We start from the raw sequence: 18596 nt of genomic DNA on the forward strand, positions 1-18596 counted from the left end.
GCTCTTCAGGCTGCCTGCGACCCCGTCCGTCCGCACGGGCCTCGGCGCCTTCACTCTAAGAGCAGGTGCCCCAGGAGCGTCGGCTCAGGCGCAAGGTTTTTCTTCAGTCCAACCCGGCGTATCCGCTGAGTGATATACAATGTATATTTCAGTCCCGCGTCCAGCCCGTAGCGAGGTCTTCCATGTCGGCTCCCCAATCCACGGTTGTACCCCCTGACCACAGCACCCACGCGGTAAGCCTCCGGGTCCGGGAGGACATCCGCGACCTGATCGACCAGGCGGCGAGAACTCAGGGTCGCTCGCGCTCGGAATTCATGATCGACGCCGCCCGGCGGGCGGCCGAGGAAGCCCTGCTCGATCGGACCCTGGTGCGGGTCGATCGGCAGACCTACGAGCACTTTCTGGCCGTCCTGGACCAGCCGCCCGGGGGTGAAGGCTTCGAGCGGTTGATGGGCGCCCCGAGCCCGTGGAAACGCTAGACCTCGCAGCCCCCGAGCCGCTGTCGGACGGGCATCGCATCGACGACTTCTGCTGCGGTATCGCGGCGCTCGACGATTGGCTGATCCGGCGCGCCCGGAACAATCAGAAAACCGGCGCCTCGCGCACCTATGTCGTCGCCGTGGCCGGGCAGGTGGCGGGCTATTACTGCCTGGCCTCAGGTGCCCTGGCGCTTGGCGATGCGCCGGGCGGCATTCGCCGCAACCTGCCGGACCCGGTGCCGATGGCCGTCCTGGGGCGCCTGGCCGTCGATCGTTCCTGGCAGGGACAGGGACTCGGTGTCGCCCTGCTGCGTGATGCGCTCGAGCGCACCCAGGCCGCCAGCGCCATTCTCGGTATCCGCGGGCTGCTCGTGCATGCCCTGACGCCCGCGGCCGCGGCCTTCTACGCGTATCATGGTTTTGCCGCGTCGCCGACCGATCCCGGCACCCTGGTGCTGTCGTTGAAGCGCCCATAGTCGCCGCCGAGTCGTCCTCCATGATCTTCCTGGAACCCCTGAGCCTGTCCCGCGTTCCGCCAAGACCCCGGAGCGCTGGCCGGTGACCATGACCCCCGAGGCCAAGTCCGCCCTGTCCAGCACGGTGCGCGGATTGCGCACCCGGTTGCTCGATGACCTGCACGACGCCACCGAGGCGGCTTACCGGCTCTCGGTGCGGGCGCGGGACGCGGCCTTGAGTGAGGCCGCGGGGGCACGGCGAACGCGGCTCGATGCCTGGCTGGACGAGCAGGTGCGGGCCGGGACCGCTCACGGCCGACCGGGACGGGAGCGCGAATACTTCCGCCGCGAGGTCGAGAAACGTGCCGCCTACACCTTGCTGAACCGCCTGGTGCTCCTGCGCCTGCTGGAGGGCATGGGCTTGCACCGGGTCCCGGTGCTCACCGGCGGCTGGGAGAGCGAGGGCTATCGGCACTTTCGGGAGCTGGCTCGGGTGCTGGTGCGCGACGACCCAAGCGAGGGCTACGCCTACCTGCTACAACTGATCTTCGAGGATCTGGCACTGGAACTGCCCGGCCTCTATGGGCCGGCCGACGTGGCGGACCTGATCCCGGTAGGTGCCGCCACCCTGCGCCTGGTGGTCGAGGCACTGGACGCACCGGTGCTGGCCACCTGCTGGGCCGACGACATGACCCTGGGCTGGGTCTACCAGTACTGGAACGACCCTGAGCGCGAGGCCCTGGACGCCAAGCTCCATGCCGGCGGCAAGGTCGAGCCCCACGAGATCGCCGGCAAGACCCAGATGTTCACCGAGCGCTACATGGTGGATTGGCTGCTCCAGAACAGCCTGGGCCCCCTGTGGCTCGCCCAATGCCGCAAGCACGGCTGGACCGCCGACTGCGAGCGCCCGCTCCCGGGCGAACCCGAGCCGGTACCCGCGGAACCCCCACCATCAGTAGGTTGGGGTGAGGAACGAACCCCAACATCCCCCAGCGCCGATGCAGACCCGAACACCGCGGCGCCCCCCGTGTTGGGCTTCGTTCCTCAGCCCAACCTACACCCTGCATTCCGACGCGGAGCGTGGGAACGAGAGGACGCCGCCGCCGATCCGGACACCGCGGTACCCGTAGGGGCGGGTTTCAAACCCGCCCCTACGGGTTTCAAACCCGCCCCTACCGGCCTGCTCCGCACCCTGGACGAACGCCGCGCCGACTGGCGCGCCCGGCGCGAGCGGGGCGAGGTTGCGCTGACCGACCTGATGCCGCTCCACACCGAGGCCGAGCGCCGCTGGGCCTACTATGTCCCTCAGCCCATCCCGGCGGACGCCGTCACCAAGGCTCCGGATTCGGTGCGGGATCTGAAGATTCTCGACCCCGCGGTCGGCTCCGGGCACTTCCTGGTGGTCGCCTTCGACCTGCTACTCGCACTCTATCGGGAGGAGGCCCGCCACCGCGGCGAGACCGGGGCGGATCGCTGGTCCGAGCGCGCGTGTGTCGAGCGCATCCTGACCCACAACCTGCACGGCATCGACCTCGATCCCCGCGCCGTGCAGATCGCTGCCGCCGCGCTCTGGCTCAAGGCCAGGCGCACCTGCGCGGAAGCCCGGCCGGCCCGGCTCAACCTGGTCGCCTCGAATCTGCGCCTGGGCGCCCTGCCGGAGCATGACCCGGCATTGATCGAACTGCGCCGGGAGGTGGAGCGCGAGACCGGCATCCCCGCCGCACTCACCGACACCCTGATCCATGCCCTGGCCGGTGCCGATCACTTGGGCAGCCTGCTCAAGGTGGATGCCGCGTTGGAAGAGGCGATCGAGCGCCACGAAACGGCCCTGAACCGTCGGCCGCCGGAGCAGCTCGATCTGTTCGGGGAGGAATTGGCTCTCACGGAGACACAACGACACGAAGAATTAAGCGGGCCGGGGCAGAGCCGCGCCCAGACCAAGGCGGACATCCTGGAGCGCCTGGAGGGCTTCCTCGCCCACCACACCGGCGGCGAGGACCTGGGGCTGCGCCTGCACGGCGAGCAACTCGCGGCCGGGGTGCGCTTCGTGCGGATGCTCCGCGAGGGGCAGTATCACCTGGTGGTCGGGAATCCGCCTTATCAGGGGACCTCCAAGATGGCGGATGCCGGGTACGTCAAGCGGCATTATCCGTTGGGCAAGGCGGACCTCTATGCCGCGTTTCTGATCCGGGGGCTGCAACTGGTGCGGGAGGGTGGGACCTCGGCCTTGCTGACGATGCGCAATTGGATGTTCATCAAGCAGTATGCGGAGTTGCGGATTTGGTTGCTAGGAAGTTTCGATTTGCGGGCGTTGGGTGATTTTGACCGGGGTGCGTTCGAGGAGGTGCCTGATGAAGTTGTTTCGGTGCTGGTTAGTGTTTTTCGCAACACTGCACCGCAGCCGGAGCCAAGTATCGCGTTACAGCCGACGGCATTGGCGGATCGCTCTAGGGACAATGAACGGACGCGGCGGAAGCGGGCAGCTGTAACGTGCCACAATGGCCGGTTCGGGTTCTCTACGCCATCATTAGAAGCGGTACCCGAGCGTCCACTCGTTTATTGGTGGTCGGCGGACGAAGTCACGTCATATGCTGCTTACCCGAAGATTGGGGAAATGTTTGATGTCCGACAGGGATTGTGTACTGGCGACAATACTCGGTTCTTGAGATGCTCCTGGGAACCTGCAAATGGCAACGTGTTGGTCAATCCAGAGCGGCTAGACTTGAGTTCAGAGCGTGGATGGTTACCTTTCCTGAAAGGTGGCGAAAATAGAGTTTGGGCAGAACCTTTGTGTCTTCTTGTCAATTGGCGATTCCGTGGCCTAGAGATAAAGGTGGGCTGCGCATCCGACTTCCTAGCCGCCCGCCCTCAGAATGAGAGCTATTACCTTAGGAAGGGGGTAGCGGTACAAACGACTGGCGCGGACTTTTGCGCAAGGGTGCACATGTATCCGAGCGTTTTTGGGGATAAAGCCAGATCAATTTTTCCTGAATCCTTGTTTTATATGGCTGCATTATTAAACGGAAGGGTGTCGCGTCAAATTGTTGAATCATTCAATCCTACAATGGACTTCACAGTAGGAGATCTTCAACGTGTTCCGTTTCGAGATGTGCATGGAAGCGAAGCGGTCGAAGGAGTGATCGAGAAAGCGTTTTTCGAGGATGAATCCCACCGCGAGCCCTCAGTCGAATTCAAACGCCCAGGCGCTTCCCCCTGGCGCCACGCCCAAGCCTGGGCCCAGGTCGCCGTCGACCGCCCCGAGGGCGCCCCGTTGCCCCCCTACGAGCCGGAATACGACCCCGAGCCCCCGACCGATCACCTGAGCTTCGCCCTGGGCGTCGCCCTGGGCCGCTTCGGCGGCGGTGAGGGCAGGGGAGGGGAGGGCATACTGGACCCCACGACGGCGGACCTCGCCCATGTACTGCCCGCCGGTATCCTGTTCCTGGACGGCACCCTGGACGCCAACGACCGCCAGGACGGCCTCGGCCATCCCGCGGCCGAGCCGCTGCACGCCGCCTGGGCCGAACACGGCGCGGCCGTCGACCCGAAATCGGACCTGCGCACCTGGTTACGACTCAAGTTCTTCAAGGACGTACATCGCGGCCTGTATGAGAACCGCCCCATCCACTGGCCCCTGTCCTCGGACAAGCGCACCTTCGTCGCCTGGATCACCATTCACCGCTGGGACGCCGACACACTCCGGGTCCTGCAGGCCGATCACCTGAACGAGGCGCGCAAGCGCATCGAGGGTGAGCTTGCGGACCTGCGCGCCGCCCGCGACGGCGCCGACCGCCGCGCCGCGGACGCGGCCGAGAAGCGCTACGATCGGGTGCTGCGCTGGCGCGATGAACTGGCGGACTTCATCGCCCTGGTCGAGCAGTGCGCCGAACGCGGCGCCCCACCCGCGGACCCCAAATGCCCGGCGCGGGAGCGCGACGTCCGCTACCAGCCGGACCTGGACGACGGCGTCATGATCAACAGCGCCGCCCTCTGGCCCCTGCTGGAGCCCCAGTGGAAGGACCCCAGGAAGTGGTGGAAGGAACTGGCCTCGGCTGCCGGCAAGAAGGACTACGACTGGTCACACCTGGCCATGCGCTATTGGCCCACCCGGGTGGACGCCAAGTGCCGTGAGGACCCCTCGCTCGGTGTCGCGCACGGCTGCTTCTGGGCCTATCATCCGGCCCGCGCCTGGGCCTGGGAACTGCGCCTGCAAGCCGAGATCGCCCCGGGGTTCCGGATCGAAGAAGGCCCTTACCGCGACGAACCGGCCGACAGCGCGGCCCACCGCGCCGCCTACCTGGCCGACCACCCCGAAGAGGCCCTGGCCGCGGTCGCCAAGGAGGCCCTGCGCCGCCGTCGCAAGCGCAAGGCGCCCCAGCCCGAACTGCACCTGCTGGAACCCGGCCTCTGGACCAAGCATTCAGCCGCGTGCTGGACTCTGGAGTTGGCGATCATCGACAAGCAAGGCGCAGACTTCCACCTGCGCGCCCCCGACGAACCCGAGGCCCGCGCCGCCTTCGAGCAGGCCAACCCGCCCCTGGTCGCCGAGCGCGCAGCTCTGCTGCTGAGTCTCGTCCCGCGGGACGACCTGCTAAACCACGCCCAGTGCGAGAAACGTAATTTGTAGGTGCGGCTTTAGCCGCACGCTTGGCCGGTGCGGTTGACACCGCACCGATGCCAAAATTACGCATCCCGTCCTGGGCGCGGTTTAACCGCGGTCGAGCCGGACGAGGAGGCCGGCGGGGACGACGACGAGACGGATGCCGCAGACTCGGAGGATGCATCATGAAGAGCATGAAGATCATTGGACGGCCGACCTGGTGACCAACTGATGCAAGACGACATCAAGACGACCGACGCCAAGGGGCGCCGGGTCAGCCTCAAGAATCTCTGGCTCGACCCGAACAACTACCGGCTGATCCATGAGCCGGAATACGTCGAGGTACCCCCAGAGCAGATCCGCGACAAGACGGTTGGGCGGCGGACCTTCCGACTCCTGGCGGGCGAGCGCAATCAGAACATCCAGGACCTGATCGAGAGCTTCCGGGCCAACGGCTATCTGCCGGTAGACCAGATCCAGGTCCGCGATCTCGGCGACGGCGGCTATGTGGTCGTCGAGGGTAACCGCCGCATCGCTGCCCTGAAGCACTTGGCGCTTCAACACGATGAAAAGGGCATAGACTTGGGTCGGCTCGACCCCGAAATCTTCCGGCGTGTCCCCGTCGTCCTGTACGAGGACGCGGACGAATTGCATCATCTCAAGCTCATGGCCCTGAAGCATATCAGCGGCAATAAGAAGTGGGGGGAGTGGAATCAGGCTAAGCTGCTGCAGAAGATGGCCCGGGAATTCGGATGTAGCGAAGATAATATCGTCCGCAGTATCGGGATCTCAACCGTCGAGCTGCGACGCAGCCTGCGTGCCCTGTCGCTCGTCGAGCAATACCGTGCATCGGATTACGGCGATCAATTCTCGGAGACCAAGTTCCCGATCTTCAGAGAGACGGTACGCAATACGGCCGTCAAGAACTGGTTGGCTTGGGACGACAGCACCTACCAGGCTACCGACGTGCAGAATCGGGAGTTGTTCTTTTCCTGGCTGTCGCGTGAGCCGGTGGAGGACGCCGAAGAGGAAGGCTCGACCAGTTACGGCGACCGTTACCTGGAACCGGCGATTCAGAAGCGCGATGATATCGGTCTGCTGGGCAAGATCCTGGAAGACCCTCGGGCACTGGAAAGGCTCAGGCAGACGCGCGACCTCAATGCCGCCTATCGCGCCAGTGACCTGGTCCTTCAGGAGCGCGAGGAGTCGGCGATTCACTCGGTGTCGAGCGATATCGCGACCTTGAGTCGATTTGCGGTGCGCGGCGAGCATCTGCCCGATCTGGAGCAGGCCCTGGGTCGCCTTCAAGGGATCGTCGATCGCGCCAAGTCGAGCACCTTGGGCGGCGTCGAGCACCGACCAGTCATCCATGACCGGATCGACCGACATTTCTCGTTCATCGCTATCGACGCGTATCGTAAGCTCAAGGGCCTGCATATCGGGACCCTGTCGCGTATCAACCTGTTCGCCGGCGCCAACAACAGCGGCAAGACCACGCTGTTGGAGGCGATCTATCTGCTGTCGCGCCAGAATGATTTCGACGGCCTGGTGGAGGTCATCCGCCGCCGCGGCAAGGTGCCTAAGGACCAGATCGACCCGCAGTGGCTACTGGAACAGATGGTCGGAGAGTGCCGGGTGAGTGGCGACTTCGATGGGAACAAGACCCAGGTCTCCGCCCGCGCCTTCGAGGAGACCGACACGACGCTCGATCGCTCCCGCTATCTCGGATCGGTGGAGATTACTGCCGAATACGGTGGCCTTGCCCAAGACTCGCTCACCCGACTCTACAAGGGCCGCGACCACGAGACCCAGGCGGAGGCGATTCGCTGGCTTTGCCCGGCGGTGTACAGCAGTCCCTTCTTTCTCAACGAGCCGCACCGCTACACCGGATTTTACCATAAGAGCGTACAATCCAAGTCGCTGCCGCGGATCTTTGAATTCATCCGCGAGCATGTGCTCCCGACCCTCAACGACATCCGCCTGGTGGACGAGCGGCAGCGCTTCCTGGTCGATGACAGCGCGTTTGACGATCCGCTGGACCTGACGAGCTACGGCGAGGGGCTCCAGCGCATCTTCTTCATCTCGCTGATCTTCGCCTCGGCGGCCAATGGCATCGTCCTGATCGACGAGTTCGAGAATGCCATCCATACCGAATTGATCGCCCGGTTTTCCGGGTTTATCCATACCCTGGCCCAGACCTTCAATGTCCAGGTTTTTCTCACCAGCCACAGCAAGGAGTGCATCGACGCCTTCGTGAGCCAAGTCGAGCATCCCGAAGATTTTTCGTTTCACGCGCTGGTGCAGAAGGAAGAAGGCATCGTCGCCAGAGAATTCGCCGGCCCTGAGTTCGCCCGCTTGCTCGATATCGGAGATGTCGATCTGAGGAGGGCACGATGACCAAGGAGGTCACGGCGCTGCTGGCGTTCTGCGAGGGTGCGCACGAGGTCGCCTTCTTGCAGCGTCTGCTGAAGGCGCGGTTCGAGTTTGAGAAGGTCGTCTGGCGGTTTAGCGAGTTTCCGTCACCGTTCAACAGCCTGTTCAAGAGAAATGTCGAACGTCACGCGGCCCAGGATCTCAGCCTGGATATGGCGCATAAGTTCTATCTCCCGGACAAGGTGCTGAGACGGGGCGACAACCTGGCGCTATTGTTCAACTCCGGCGGAAAGACCGCGGGCAAGCTCGCACAGGTCGGCGGCTTCCTGGCGGATTTTCTCGATCTTCATGAGCGGGCAAGTACCTTCCCGAACGATGCGCCCTTGGTCGTCGGCCGGGTACGTGTCCTGTTCCTTCACGATGCGGATGGCGATGGAGCCGATCGGGTGCGTGCCAGCGTGAAGCAGACTTTCGCGACTATTGGGGAACGCCGGCGCCCTTGGTTCACTGAGGACTGGACACTCGATGCTGCCAATCCTAACGCTGCGACCGCGTTGGACATCGCTTCCTATGTTTGGGCTGACGCCCAAGGTGTAGGAACTCTGGAAGATCACCTGATGCCGGTCTTGCGGGCCTGCGACCCGCAGCGGTGCAGCAAGGCGGAGTGCTGTGTCGATGAACTCTTCAGTTGGGGCGGCGGGAATCGGGACCCCATTGCGGAGCGGGCGCGGAGGCACAAAGCGATCATCACGCTTCTGGGGCAGAGAGAGAAACCTGGCTCTTCCCAAAACGTCATTATCGACCAAGCGTCCGTGCTCGATCCCGCGGCGCTGCTTGCCCATGAGGGCGTCGCTTCATTTACGCGCTTCCTTGAGGCTTTTCTCGACATGGGACAGCCGGTGTGATGATCGAGGCCCAGGATTACTTACTGGGACCGGTCTCCCAAATGCTGGAGGCGGAGCTGCGGGCCGGGGTGCGCAAGCACGGGGTCCTGGTCTGGCTGGACCTGGACGACCACTATTCGGGGTTTGTGGATGCGTTGATCCGCTTGCGTGCCCAGCTGGGCTTACCCTATTTGGTCTGTGCCTGGCGGGGGAGTTTTCTCGAACTCCTGCTGACCCTGGAACCGGAGGCGGGAGGCACGCAGAAGACGCCGCTCCTGATCCACCTGCCCGGATTCACGCAGGACACGGTGCGCGGTACGCCGCTCCTGGAGTTGTACGAGGCCGGCGTGCGTTTCCGCAAGGCGCTGGACACCCTGGTCACCGAGGCGGCCGTCGGCCGGGTTCCCCAGGGGCAGGTGGCGGCCTTTCTGAGCCACGCCGACCTCACGCTGGCGGGTGCGGATGCCTGGCTCACCGCAACCCTGAATGCCCGTTCGGGGGAGCTGGCCGACACCCTGCGGAATCTGCCCCTGACGGCCCTGATGGACGACCTCTTCGCGGCCGGTGCGGTGGCGGATCGGCTGGACGCGCCGGGCAACGAGGCCGTGCTGTGGGAACACGTGCAGGCGGCCACCGGCATGCCCGCCGACTGGCGGGACACCTTCGCCCCGGTCGCTGTTGCCAAGTCCGCCCAGGTGACCTTCGTCTCCGCCGGCTGGGCACTGTGCGTGGAGTATGTCCATGACCTCAGCCGGGCGCCGACTGATCCGCGCCTCCAACCCGCCATCGGCCTGCCGGCGCCCCTGGTGGAGGCCTGCCGCACGCTCTGCGCGCATCTGCGCGCCCACCATCCCGCGTTCTATCTCGGTGTCTCGGAGGACACGGCGGGCTGGCTCGGCGATGAGGCCGAGCAGGCGCGCGCGCAGGACCTGGGCCGGACCGATACCTTCCGTTTCGAGGAAGAGACGATCCTCGCGGCGGCATTGACCGCCTTGGGCGCGGACCGCTGGGCAGCCGTGCTCGCCTGGGCCGGGCCCAGGGTGGAGGGGGACAGCTTCTGGCTGCAACGGGAACCGGCCCGGATCTCCGCCTGGAAGCTGGTGGAGGCCGCGGCGCGTCTGGGCGCGGCCATCGAAGCGGCGGGGCCGACCCTGCAACCCGCCGCCGACCTGGCGGCGGCGGTCGAACGCTACCGGCAGACGGGATTCAAAGTCGACCAAGCCCACCGGCACCTGGAGCAGCGGCGCATCGCCCTGCTCTATCCCCAGGTCCCGGAGTTCGAGGCCCTGCGCACCCGGCTGGATCGGGTCACCGGACTGTGGCACGACTGGGCCGAGGTCTGGGCCCTGGACTTCAATGCGCTCTGTCTCGTCTCGGGTTTCCTGCCTGAGCCCCGGCTGCAGCAGCGCACCCTGTTCCGGGAGGTCGTTGAGCCGCTGGTGGCCGCCAACGGGCCGACCGCACTCTTTCTGATCGACGCCCTGCGCTACGAGATGGGCGAAGAGCTGTTTCGCCTACTCGGCGAGACCCCGCTGACCCGGAGCCGACTCGATGCCCGACTCGCTGAGCTGCCGACCGTGACCGCGGTGGGCATGAATGCACTGGCCCCGGTGGCACAACACGCGCGGCTCAAGCCGGTGATGACGGACGCCGAGATCCGCGGGTTCCTCACGGGCGAGTTCGCGGTTTGCGGGCCGGAGGAGCGCAAGCGTGCGATGCACGGCAAGGTCGGCGGGGCCACGGCCCCCTGGCTGACGCTGGATGAGGTGCTGACGCGTGGCGAGAGCAGCTTGAAACAGGCTGTAGCGCGGGCGCGGCTGGTGGTGGTGTCGAGCCTGGAGATCGACGAGGCGGGCGAGAACGGGGTCGGCCCCGCCTTCTTCGACCATGCCATCCAACGCCTGCGCGCCGCCTGGCGGCTGCTCCGGGATGCCGGCGTGCGCCGCTTCGTCATTACGGCCGATCACGGCTTCCTGTTGGTGGATGCTGCGAGCGGGTCCGTCCAAAGTCATGGCCGGAAGGTCGATCCCAATCGCCGGCATGTCCTGTCCCCCCACGCGGCGAACCACCAGGGCGAGGTCCGCGTCCCCCTCACCGCACTGGGGTACGAGGGCACCGATCTGCACCTGATGATGCCCCAGGGCACGGCCCTGTTCGACACGGGCCGGCGGCGGCGGGGCTTCGTGCATGGTGGGAACAGCCTGCAGGAGCGGGTGATTCCGGTCCTGATTCTGGAGCACCGGTCCGCCGCCGGGGTCGACACCATGCAGTACGGGATCGAGGCGCGGGCACTGGAGGCAGTGGCCGGGATGCATTGCATTGAGGTCCAGGTGGTTTCCCGAAGCCAGGGGGCACTGGACTTCGGCGGGGCGACCGAGGTGGAACTGGCCCTGCGGGTACCCGAGACGACGGCGGTACAGGTGGATCTGTGCCAGGTCCGGGGCGGGGGGAGACTGGCCGGCGGCGGGCTCCAGGCGACGGTGGGGCAGCCGTTGGAGCTATTCTTCCGGCTGACCGGCGCGGACGATGCGCGGGTCCTGGTGGAACTGGTCCACCCGACCGCGGAGGCCAAGGTCACGCCCTGTACGGTCGAGGGCCGATTTGCCGTGGTGCCGTCGCGATCCGCACCGGCGGGGGAACGTACGAACAGCGATGAAGCGGGGACGGATTGGCTCACGCGCATTGCCGACGCGACGGTCCGGCAGGTGTTCGCCCATCTCGCCGCCCATGGTGCCGTGACCGAGTCCGAGGTCGCGACCCTGCTCGGCGGACAGCGGGCGGCGCGGCGCTTCGCTCTGCGCTTCGAGGAGCACGCCCGCAACGCCCCCTTCGGTGTCCGCATCGATGTCGTCGCCGGGGTGAAGCGCTACGTCAAAGACAGGGACGATTAAAATTCGTTGTCGTTGTCGTTGTCGTTGTCGTTGTCGTTGTCGTAATCGGATTCGGATAAGCGATCCCGGAAGATAAATGTCCCTCGTGGGAGCGGCGTCCCGCCGCGATGCGGTACCGCGGTGTCCTTAGGGCTACGCGCCCGGCCCCGTCGCGGCGGGACGCCGCTCCCACAGGGTCGTTGCGCGACTTTCACGGTAGAGCCTCGACCTCCGGTTTTGTTGCCGCCGGAACGATGATCAAAGCCCTCCCGGGGATAATCAACCGAACTCGATTACGACAACGACAACGGCGACAACGGCGACAACGGCGCTCCCTAACGGACTTGTTTCACGTATTGGTGAATGGTTCCTTAACTGATCTGTGATTCGTGACCTATGACAACCCTGACCCGCCACGATCTGGAGCATCTGTTCGAGGCCCTGCGCAAGGGACTGGTGCCCGAGCGGGGGCTCGATACCTTCGCGGTCGGCATCGAGAAACAACGCCTGGAGATGGGCCGGCAACTCGACCTGGTCCGCCACGGCGAGGGCACGGTCAAGTTCCTGCGCGGTGACTACGGATGCGGCAAGACCTTCATGGCGCGGCTGACCCTGGCGGATGCTCAGTCGCAGGGGTTTGCGACCAGCTTTGTGGTGGTCTCGGACAATGATCTGCGATTCCAGCGCTTTGACGACGTGTATCGCAAGGTGGTGACCGAACTTGGCACCAACCTGTGCCCGCGCGGTGCGCTGGGGGACATCCTGGACCGCTGGATCGCGCATGTGGAGGAAGGGCTGATCGCGGCCGGGGAGGATGATGAGGCCCCCGATTTCGACCTCAAGGTGAGACGCCGTCTGGATGACGACCTCGCGGCCCTGACCGGCGGCCGGGCGCCCCAGGACTTCGTGCGGGTGATTCAGACCATCTTCGACCTGAAACAGCGGGGCGAGGTGGGCGAGGCGGGTGCCCTGATCTCCTGGCTTTCCGGCAGCGGCAACGTTGCGGCCGCGGCCAAGAAGGCGGCGGGCATCAAGGGCGACATCGAGAGCCGCAGTGCGTTGGATTATCTGCGTGGCGTGCTGGAGATCGTGAAGGCGGCCGGTTTCAAGGGTCTCACCATCGTCATCGATGAGGCCGAAACCATCCTGCGGATGCGCAAGGACTCGCGCCACAAGTCGCTCAATGGCATCCGCCAGATTGCCGATGCGGCCGGGTCCTATCCGGGCCTGCTGTGGGTCTTCACGGGCACGCCGGAGCTGTTCGACTCCCGCCAAGGGGTTGCTGGGCTGACGCCACTGCACGAGCGGATTCGGTTTCTGAAGCAGGGACGGTTCGCCAGTCTGCGCCAGGCGCAACTGGAGCTCACGCCCTTCACGGCCGAGCGCCTGCGGGCGGTGGCGGTGCGTCTGCGCGAGCTGTATCCGACCAGCGACCACGAGCGGATCGAGCGGTGCATCGACGACGCCTTCATTGAGCGCCTGGTGGCCGAGGTGACCAAGGGCTTCAAGGGGGATGTGGGCGTGGTCCCGCGCCAGTTTCTGCGCGAGCTGATCACCCAGATGGACCTGGTGGATGAGCATCCGGACTACGACCCGGCCGCCGCCTACGGCTTCGCGCCGTCGCAATTGAGCGACGAGGAGCGTTACCGGATGACGGGCGAGCGCCCGCTGATCCCGGATGAGGACGACGACCTGGTACCGGCGCAGGACTCCTGGTGAGCGTCTTCGCCCGGTTTCCGCCGCGGCTGCAACAGGCCATCGTGGGGCGGCTGGGCTGGTCCAGTCTCCGGCCCGTTCAGGAGGAGGCCGCTGCGGCGCTGCTCGACGGCTGCAATGCCGTCGTCCTGGCGCCGACCGCCGGCGGCAAGACCGAGGCCGCACTCTTTCCGATCCTGGCGGGGTTGATCGAGTCGCCCGCGCAGGCCGTTGCAAGCATCTACGTCGCGCCGATCAAGGCCCTGCTCAACAACCAGTCCCATCGGCTGGACCTGTATACGGAGATGGTAGGCCTGCGCCGCTTCGTCTGGCACGGCGATACCCCGGAGTCCGAGCGCCGCGGCTTTCTGCGCGATCCCGGCGAATTGCTGATGACCACGCCGGAGTCCCTGGAGGTGATGCTGATGTCGCCCCGGGTCGATGCCGCCGCGCTCTTCGCCGATCTGCGGGTCCTGGTGATCGATGAGGTCCACGCCCTGGCCGGCACGGATCGGGGCGCGCACCTGATGAGCCTCATCGAGCGGCTCGCCCGGCTGTCGCGTCACGATCTGCAGCGGGTGGGTTTGAGCGCCACGGTCGGCAACCCCGAGGTCATTCTCTGTTGGCTGGGTGGAACGTCCATGCGGCCGGGGCGCGTCATCGCCCCGCCGTCCGAGCCAGGCCGGCGGCGGCTGCACATCGTCTACCGTCCCGACAGCACAGCGCTCGCGGCCGGCGCCGCCAAGCTGGCGCAGGGGGTGAAGAGCCTCTTCTTCTGCCAGACCCGCGCGATGACGGAGGCCTTCGCCGAGCAGATGCGCCGCCTGGGCTCCGCCGTGATGGTGCATCACAGCGCCATTTCAAAGGAAGAACGTGACCTGGCGGAGGCGAGTTTTCAGACGGGTGCCGAGGCCTGCATCGTCTGCACCTCGACCCTGGAGCTCGGCATTGATGTGGGCGACCTGGATCGCGTGCTCCAGGCCGAGGCCCCGGACACCGTCGGCTCCTTTCTCCAGCGGATGGGGCGTACCGGCCGACGCGCCGGTCAGGTGGTGAACACGACCTTTCTGTGCGGGAACACCGACGCGGTGGTCCAGGCGATCGCCTTGGTCGAACTCGCGCGGGACGGCTGGGTGGAATCGATCGTGATCAATGACCGCTGCTGGCCGGTGCTGATCCACCAGTTGATCGCCCTGTCACTGGCACAGGACGGGATCGGTCCCGACGATGCCTGGTCGACGCTCAAGCCGGTGCCCGACTTTCGCGGCATCGCCCGCGAGGAGTTCGATCGATTGGTCGACTGGATGCTGCGGGAGTGCTCGCTACGGCTCGCAAGCGGCCGGTTGGTGGTTGGACCGACGATCGAGCGCGCCTTTGGCCGCCGCCATTTCCGCGACCTCTATTCGGTCTTTTCAAGCCCCCAGAGCTATACGGTTCAGACCTCGGCCGGCCGGCCGCTGGGCAGTCTGAATCAGGATTTCGTGGACCGGTTGGTGGACGGCGTGAGTTGCTTCCTGCTCAGCGGGCGGGCCTGGACTGTCCTGCACGTTGCGCACGACGATCGGCGCGTCGTTGTCGATGCGGCGCCGCGCGGCAAGCAGCCCAGTTGGGGGGGATACCTTCCACAGTTTCTCGGGCACACCCTGTGCCAGCGCATTCTCGAAGTCCTCACCGCCGATGACGATTATCCCTATCTGGCCGGGCCGGCCCGAGAAGCACTCGTGGCCAGGCGTACGGAGCTGCGGGACATCCTCTCACCAGTGATCGGCGGCATCGAACTGGATCACGAAGAGATCCGCTGGTGGACCTTTGCCGGTGGCGCCATCAACGCGACCTTGCGCCACGCCCTGAAGTACCTGTCCGACGATTGGACGATCACAACGGACAACGTCCTGATCCGCCTGCGAGGACCCGGCCTGGAGGGGCGAACGTTCAGCGATGCACTCGGGACACTCGGCCAAGGGGGATTTTGGGATAACGAGGAACTGTGGCGAGAGATTGCGCAGACGCTCCCAAGCTACCGGCTGAGCAAGTTCCAACCGCTGATGCCGCCCTGGATAGAACGCGAAATTCTCGCGCGCTATTTGCTGGACATTCAGGGTACTAAGGCTTGGCTGGCGCGATCAATGCGTGTCGATTACCTGTCCCCGGAGGGGCCAGGCGCTCTCGCTCGATCGACCTGAAACAATAGATCCGTCATTCTCCGGCCAGACGCCTGGGCCGTCTATCGGAAGTGCTAGCCACCGATGCGGGCGCGAACCTCCAGCGCGACCTCCAGCGCTTTCAGCCCGATGGCGCCGTCTACCAATGGCGGACGGCCGGTGCGGACCGACTGCACGAAGGCGGCCAGTTCCCGGTCCAGCGGCTTGACCGCTTCGATCTGGAGACGCTCACGCACGATGTCGGGGCGGGCGGCCCCCGGCCGTTCTTTGAGACCGGCGCTGTCGATGGTTTGCGCGATGAAGTCCAGCGACAGGTAGGCCCCCGGCTGGAAGACCCGGATACGGCGGGTCTGTTTTTCCGAAACTCGGCTCGCGACGACGTTCGCCACGGTCCCATTGACGAATTCGAGACGGGCACTGGCAATGTCCACATGGGGGGTCAGCACCGCTGAACCCACCGCCGAGATGCAGCTGATCGGCTCACCCACCAGCGCCAGGATGATGTCGATGTCGTGGATCATGAGATCCGACACCACGTCCACGTCGGTCGCACGCTCGGTGAATCCGCCCATGCGCTGGGCTTCGATGTAGCGCGGTGCCGTGATGCGCTCGGCCAGCGCCATGACCCCGGCATTGAACCGCTCGACATGCCCGATCTGAACCAGTGCCCCATGGTCATCGGCCAGTTGCACGATCGCGGCGCCGTCCGCCTGGGTCGCGGCGATGGGTTTCTCGATCAGCACCGCGATGCCGCGCCGCAAGAACGGCTCGGCAGCCGACCGATGGAGCGTGGTCGGGACCACGATGCTGACCGCATCGACCCGGTCGACCAGATCCGCCGCACGGTCAAAGACCGCGCAGCCGGCCTCGGTCGCCACGGCCTGGGCGCGCGCCGGGTCCGCGTCCACCACGCCGACCAACATGACATCGGTCATCCGCGAGTAGATCAGGGCGTGAAAACGGCCCAGATAACCGACGCCGATGACGGCTAAACGGAGCTTATCTGACATGGGAAGGAGACCTGCCGTAAGGCGATCAGCCACCGACAGCGCCGGCACCGGGCGCCTGCTTGGCGATCGGCACCGCATCCGCACCGTAGTAGATGTTGATCTGGTACGCAAGGGTTGCGGCCATACCGACGACCACGACGATCAGCAGGAGTGCGAACAGATCGGGTTTTCGACGGTTGCGCTTGTAAGTCATTGACGTACCGAAGAACACTGCAGGTGATTCTGGGAGTGAGGGATCGAAAACCGTGCGAAACGACCATCAAATGGCGCAACGAGAGCGGCGTGAACAGACTTGACCGATCACCGACGCAGCGTCCCGCCTCGTATTATCCCGCGTTGCGGCCCGCTTGTCTGCTTCCGTTCATGCGCGCGCAACCGCGGTGCCGCCGTGCCGAAAGTCCGACCCGCGACGCGCCTTCGACGCCGCCTTGGCCCCGCAGTTCCAAATTTGGGCGGCAACACCCAGCATGACGCCGTCGGCGGGGCTGATGGTGGATGCGCTGCGCTTATCCACCCTACAAAACCGGCGCTGCTGTAGGGTGGATAAGGCGCGCCGCTCGGTGTCAGGGACCCGGCCACGGTGATCGCGCGCGCCGCATCCACCAGGGGGCGCACGAGACCGTCAAATTTGGAATTGCTGTCCGCGGCGCCGAACTTCCTGGAGTCGGGCGCGTTAAGGTACCCTTGACGGCCTGAGCGCGGTCAGCCAAGCCATTGCGGCGATTTTAAGGAATCCAAATGAAACATCACTCGATCAAAGTCGGTGCCCTCAGCAAGTTCCAGCCGGAGCAGTCCTCACCGTCGGACGGACGCTACGTCTTTTCCTACACCATTACCATCGAGAATCAAGGCGACGAGGCCGCACGCCTGCTCGACCGGCATTGGGTGATCACCGATTCGGACGGCAAGGTTCAGGAAGTCCGCGGGGAAGGCGTGGTGGGAGAGCAACCTTATCTGCAACCGGGCGAGCGCTTCGAGTATACCAGCGGCACCATCCTGCCCACACCGGTCGGCAGCATGCACGGGAGCTATGGCATGGTCAGCGACGATGGCACCCGCTTCGACGCGGCGATCCCGGCGTTTTCCCTGGCATCCATGCGCAGCCTCCACTAGCCGGGCGCCACCGCCGGCACGCGCATGCCCACCTACGCCATCGGAGATATCCAGGGCTGCGAACTGGAGCTCCACCGCCTGCTTGAACGCATCCGTTTCGATCCCGGCTCGGACCACCTCTGGTTCGCCGGCGATTTGGTCAATCGGGGACCCGGCTCCCTGGGCGTGCTACGGCTGGTCCGCTCGCTCGACGCCTGTTCGGTCGTCGTACTCGGCAACCATGATCTGCACCTGCTTGCGCTGGCCGCCGGCAACCAGAAGCACGCCCAGAAGAGCACCCTCCAGGCGGTCCTGGAGGCCCCTGATCGCGAGGAACTCCTGGATTGGCTCCGCCACCGCCCCCTGCTGCATCACGACAGCGCCAAGGGCTACACGCTGATCCATGCGGGGCTCCCCCCGCAATGGACCCTGGGCGACGCGCGGGCCTGCGCCGTTGAGGTGGAAGCCGCCCTGCGGGGACCGGACTGGCGCGACTTCCTGTTCGCCATGTACGGCAACGAACCGAGCCGCTGGAGCTCGGAACTCACCGGCATCGACCGGTTGCGCTTTATCACCAACTGCCTGACCCGGCTGCGCTATTGCACCGCGGACGGCGCCCTGGCGCTCAAGGAAAAGAGCCTGCCGGCCAATCGTCCGGCAGGCGTGTTCCCCTGGTTCCAGTGTCCGGGCCGACAAACCCGCACCGCGCGGATCATCTTCGGGCACTGGTCCGCGCTGGGCTACTGGGATCAGGACAACGTCTGGGGAATCGACAGCGGCTGCCTGTGGGGCGGCAGCCTGACCGCGGTGCGGGTGCGGAAATCCAAGCCCATCGAACCGCTGCATCTGCCCTGCGCGGGCTATCTGACGCCAGGCGCGGACGGCGACTGAGGGGATTTCCGACAATTTAGATACCGGTGAGTGTAGGTGCGACTTCAGTCGCACCTGCGTCCGAGTCGGTGCGACTGAAGTCGCA

At 65.5% G+C, this 18596-nt stretch carries 14 protein-coding genes and 1 tRNA gene; 10 read left to right on the forward strand and 5 right to left on the reverse strand.

All coding sequences use genetic code 11. From position 1 onward, the window contains the following. Nucleotides 1-182: 182 nt before the first annotated feature. Together QZY03_RS27310 and QZY03_RS27315 are read left to right on the forward strand one after the other, a co-directional pair. Complete coding sequence (locus QZY03_RS27310; protein WP_295586737.1) at nucleotides 183-479, forward strand: DUF1778 domain-containing protein; 297 nt, start codon at nucleotides 183-185, stop codon at nucleotides 477-479. After that, nucleotides 467-955, forward strand: coding sequence for a GNAT family N-acetyltransferase (locus QZY03_RS27315; protein WP_295586740.1), 489 nt, complete (start codon nucleotides 467-469; stop codon nucleotides 953-955). Before QZY03_RS27310 ends, QZY03_RS27315 begins: the two co-directional genes overlap by 13 nt. 514 nt (nucleotides 956-1469) lie before the next feature. On the opposite strand, the gene QZY03_RS27320 is transcribed toward QZY03_RS27315, so the two are convergent. Both QZY03_RS27320 and QZY03_RS27325 read right to left on the reverse strand, forming a co-directional pair. Beyond that, complete coding sequence (locus QZY03_RS27320) at nucleotides 1470-1817, reverse strand: hypothetical protein (protein WP_295586742.1); 348 nt, start codon at nucleotides 1815-1817, stop codon at nucleotides 1470-1472. Between the two features lie 241 nt (nucleotides 1818-2058). Continuing rightward, nucleotides 2059-2133, reverse strand: a tRNA-Ser gene (locus QZY03_RS27325). Here QZY03_RS27325 and pglX point away from each other — a divergent pair. The 6 genes from pglX to QZY03_RS27355 all read left to right on the forward strand — a co-directional run bounded on the left by pglX (nucleotide 2115) and on the right by QZY03_RS27355 (nucleotide 15539). Then, entirely contained in the window at nucleotides 2115-5561 is a 3447-nt protein-coding gene (gene pglX, locus QZY03_RS27330) for a BREX-6 system adenine-specific DNA-methyltransferase PglX (protein ID WP_295586774.1), read from the forward strand. The genes QZY03_RS27325 and pglX overlap by 19 nt on opposite strands. A gap of 204 nt (nucleotides 5562-5765) precedes the next feature. Further along, complete coding sequence (locus QZY03_RS27335; protein ID WP_295586745.1) at nucleotides 5766-7931, forward strand: AAA family ATPase; 2166 nt, start codon at nucleotides 5766-5768, stop codon at nucleotides 7929-7931. Then, complete coding sequence (locus QZY03_RS27340; protein ID WP_295586748.1) at nucleotides 7928-8812, forward strand: hypothetical protein; 885 nt, start codon at nucleotides 7928-7930, stop codon at nucleotides 8810-8812. Before QZY03_RS27335 ends, QZY03_RS27340 begins: the two co-directional genes overlap by 4 nt. Further along, nucleotides 8812-11682, forward strand: coding sequence for a BREX-6 system phosphatase PglZ (gene pglZ, locus QZY03_RS27345; protein WP_295586751.1), 2871 nt, complete (start codon nucleotides 8812-8814; stop codon nucleotides 11680-11682). Before QZY03_RS27340 ends, pglZ begins: the two co-directional genes overlap by 1 nt. 375 nt (nucleotides 11683-12057) lie before the next feature. Next, the gene (gene brxD, locus QZY03_RS27350) at nucleotides 12058-13380 is read left to right on the forward strand and encodes a BREX system ATP-binding protein BrxD (protein WP_295586754.1); all 1323 of its coding nucleotides are present in this window, start codon (nucleotides 12058-12060) and stop codon (nucleotides 13378-13380) included. Further along, a complete protein-coding gene (locus tag QZY03_RS27355; protein ID WP_295586757.1) occupies nucleotides 13377-15539 on the forward strand; it encodes a DEAD/DEAH box helicase in 2163 nt (720 codons plus the stop codon). The genes brxD and QZY03_RS27355 overlap by 4 nt, the downstream gene beginning before the upstream one ends. Before the next feature lie 53 nt (nucleotides 15540-15592). On the opposite strand, the gene QZY03_RS27360 is transcribed toward QZY03_RS27355, so the two are convergent. From QZY03_RS27360 to QZY03_RS27370, 3 genes are all read right to left on the reverse strand, one after another. Then, entirely contained in the window at nucleotides 15593-16528 is a 936-nt protein-coding gene (locus QZY03_RS27360; RefSeq protein ID WP_295586760.1) for a Gfo/Idh/MocA family oxidoreductase, read from the reverse strand. A gap of 25 nt (nucleotides 16529-16553) precedes the next feature. After that, entirely contained in the window at nucleotides 16554-16721 is a 168-nt protein-coding gene (locus tag QZY03_RS27365) for a hypothetical protein (protein WP_295586763.1), read from the reverse strand. Nucleotides 16722-16889: 168 nt separating this feature from the next. Further along, nucleotides 16890-17042 (reverse strand): hypothetical protein, encoded by a 153-nt coding sequence (locus QZY03_RS27370; RefSeq protein WP_295586766.1) that lies wholly within the window; start codon nucleotides 17040-17042, stop codon nucleotides 16890-16892. Between the two features lie 224 nt (nucleotides 17043-17266). Here QZY03_RS27370 and apaG point away from each other — a divergent pair, with 224 nt between their 5' ends. Then, nucleotides 17267-17641 carry a Co2+/Mg2+ efflux protein ApaG gene (gene apaG / locus QZY03_RS27375; protein ID WP_295586769.1) on the forward strand — a complete coding sequence of 125 codons (375 nt, stop codon included), beginning with the start codon at nucleotides 17267-17269 and terminating at the stop codon, nucleotides 17639-17641. Nucleotides 17642-17665: 24 nt separating this feature from the next. Further along, the gene (locus QZY03_RS27380; RefSeq protein ID WP_295586771.1) at nucleotides 17666-18511 is read left to right on the forward strand and encodes a symmetrical bis(5'-nucleosyl)-tetraphosphatase; all 846 of its coding nucleotides are present in this window, start codon (nucleotides 17666-17668) and stop codon (nucleotides 18509-18511) included. The last annotated feature ends 85 nt before the right edge of the window (nucleotides 18512-18596 follow it).

Origin of the sequence: uncultured Lamprocystis sp., assembly GCF_903933125.1 — a bacterium.
Classification (GTDB): Bacteria; Pseudomonadota; Gammaproteobacteria; order Chromatiales; family Chromatiaceae; genus Thiodictyon.

What these genes read in the sequence shown, in the direction of transcription:
- pglZ (WP_295586751.1), top strand. Translation starts at nt 8,812, where the DNA reads ATGATCGAGGCCCAGGATTACTTACTGGGACCGGTCTCCCAAATGCTG.
- apaG (WP_295586769.1), top strand. Translation starts at nt 17,267, where the DNA reads ATGAAACATCACTCGATCAAAGTCGGTGCCCTCAGCAAGTTCCAGCCG.
- brxD (WP_295586754.1), top strand. Translation starts at nt 12,058, where the DNA reads ATGACAACCCTGACCCGCCACGATCTGGAGCATCTGTTCGAGGCCCTG.
- QZY03_RS27310 (WP_295586737.1), top strand. Translation starts at nt 183, where the DNA reads ATGTCGGCTCCCCAATCCACGGTTGTACCCCCTGACCACAGCACCCAC.
- QZY03_RS27335 (WP_295586745.1), top strand. Translation starts at nt 5,766, where the DNA reads ATGCAAGACGACATCAAGACGACCGACGCCAAGGGGCGCCGGGTCAGC.
- QZY03_RS27360 (WP_295586760.1), bottom strand. Translation starts at nt 16,528, where the DNA reads ATGTCAGATAAGCTCCGTTTAGCCGTCATCGGCGTCGGTTATCTGGGC.
- QZY03_RS27380 (WP_295586771.1), top strand. Translation starts at nt 17,666, where the DNA reads ATGCCCACCTACGCCATCGGAGATATCCAGGGCTGCGAACTGGAGCTC.
- QZY03_RS27340 (WP_295586748.1), top strand. Translation starts at nt 7,928, where the DNA reads ATGACCAAGGAGGTCACGGCGCTGCTGGCGTTCTGCGAGGGTGCGCAC.
- QZY03_RS27365 (WP_295586763.1), bottom strand. Translation starts at nt 16,721, where the DNA reads ATGACTTACAAGCGCAACCGTCGAAAACCCGATCTGTTCGCACTCCTG.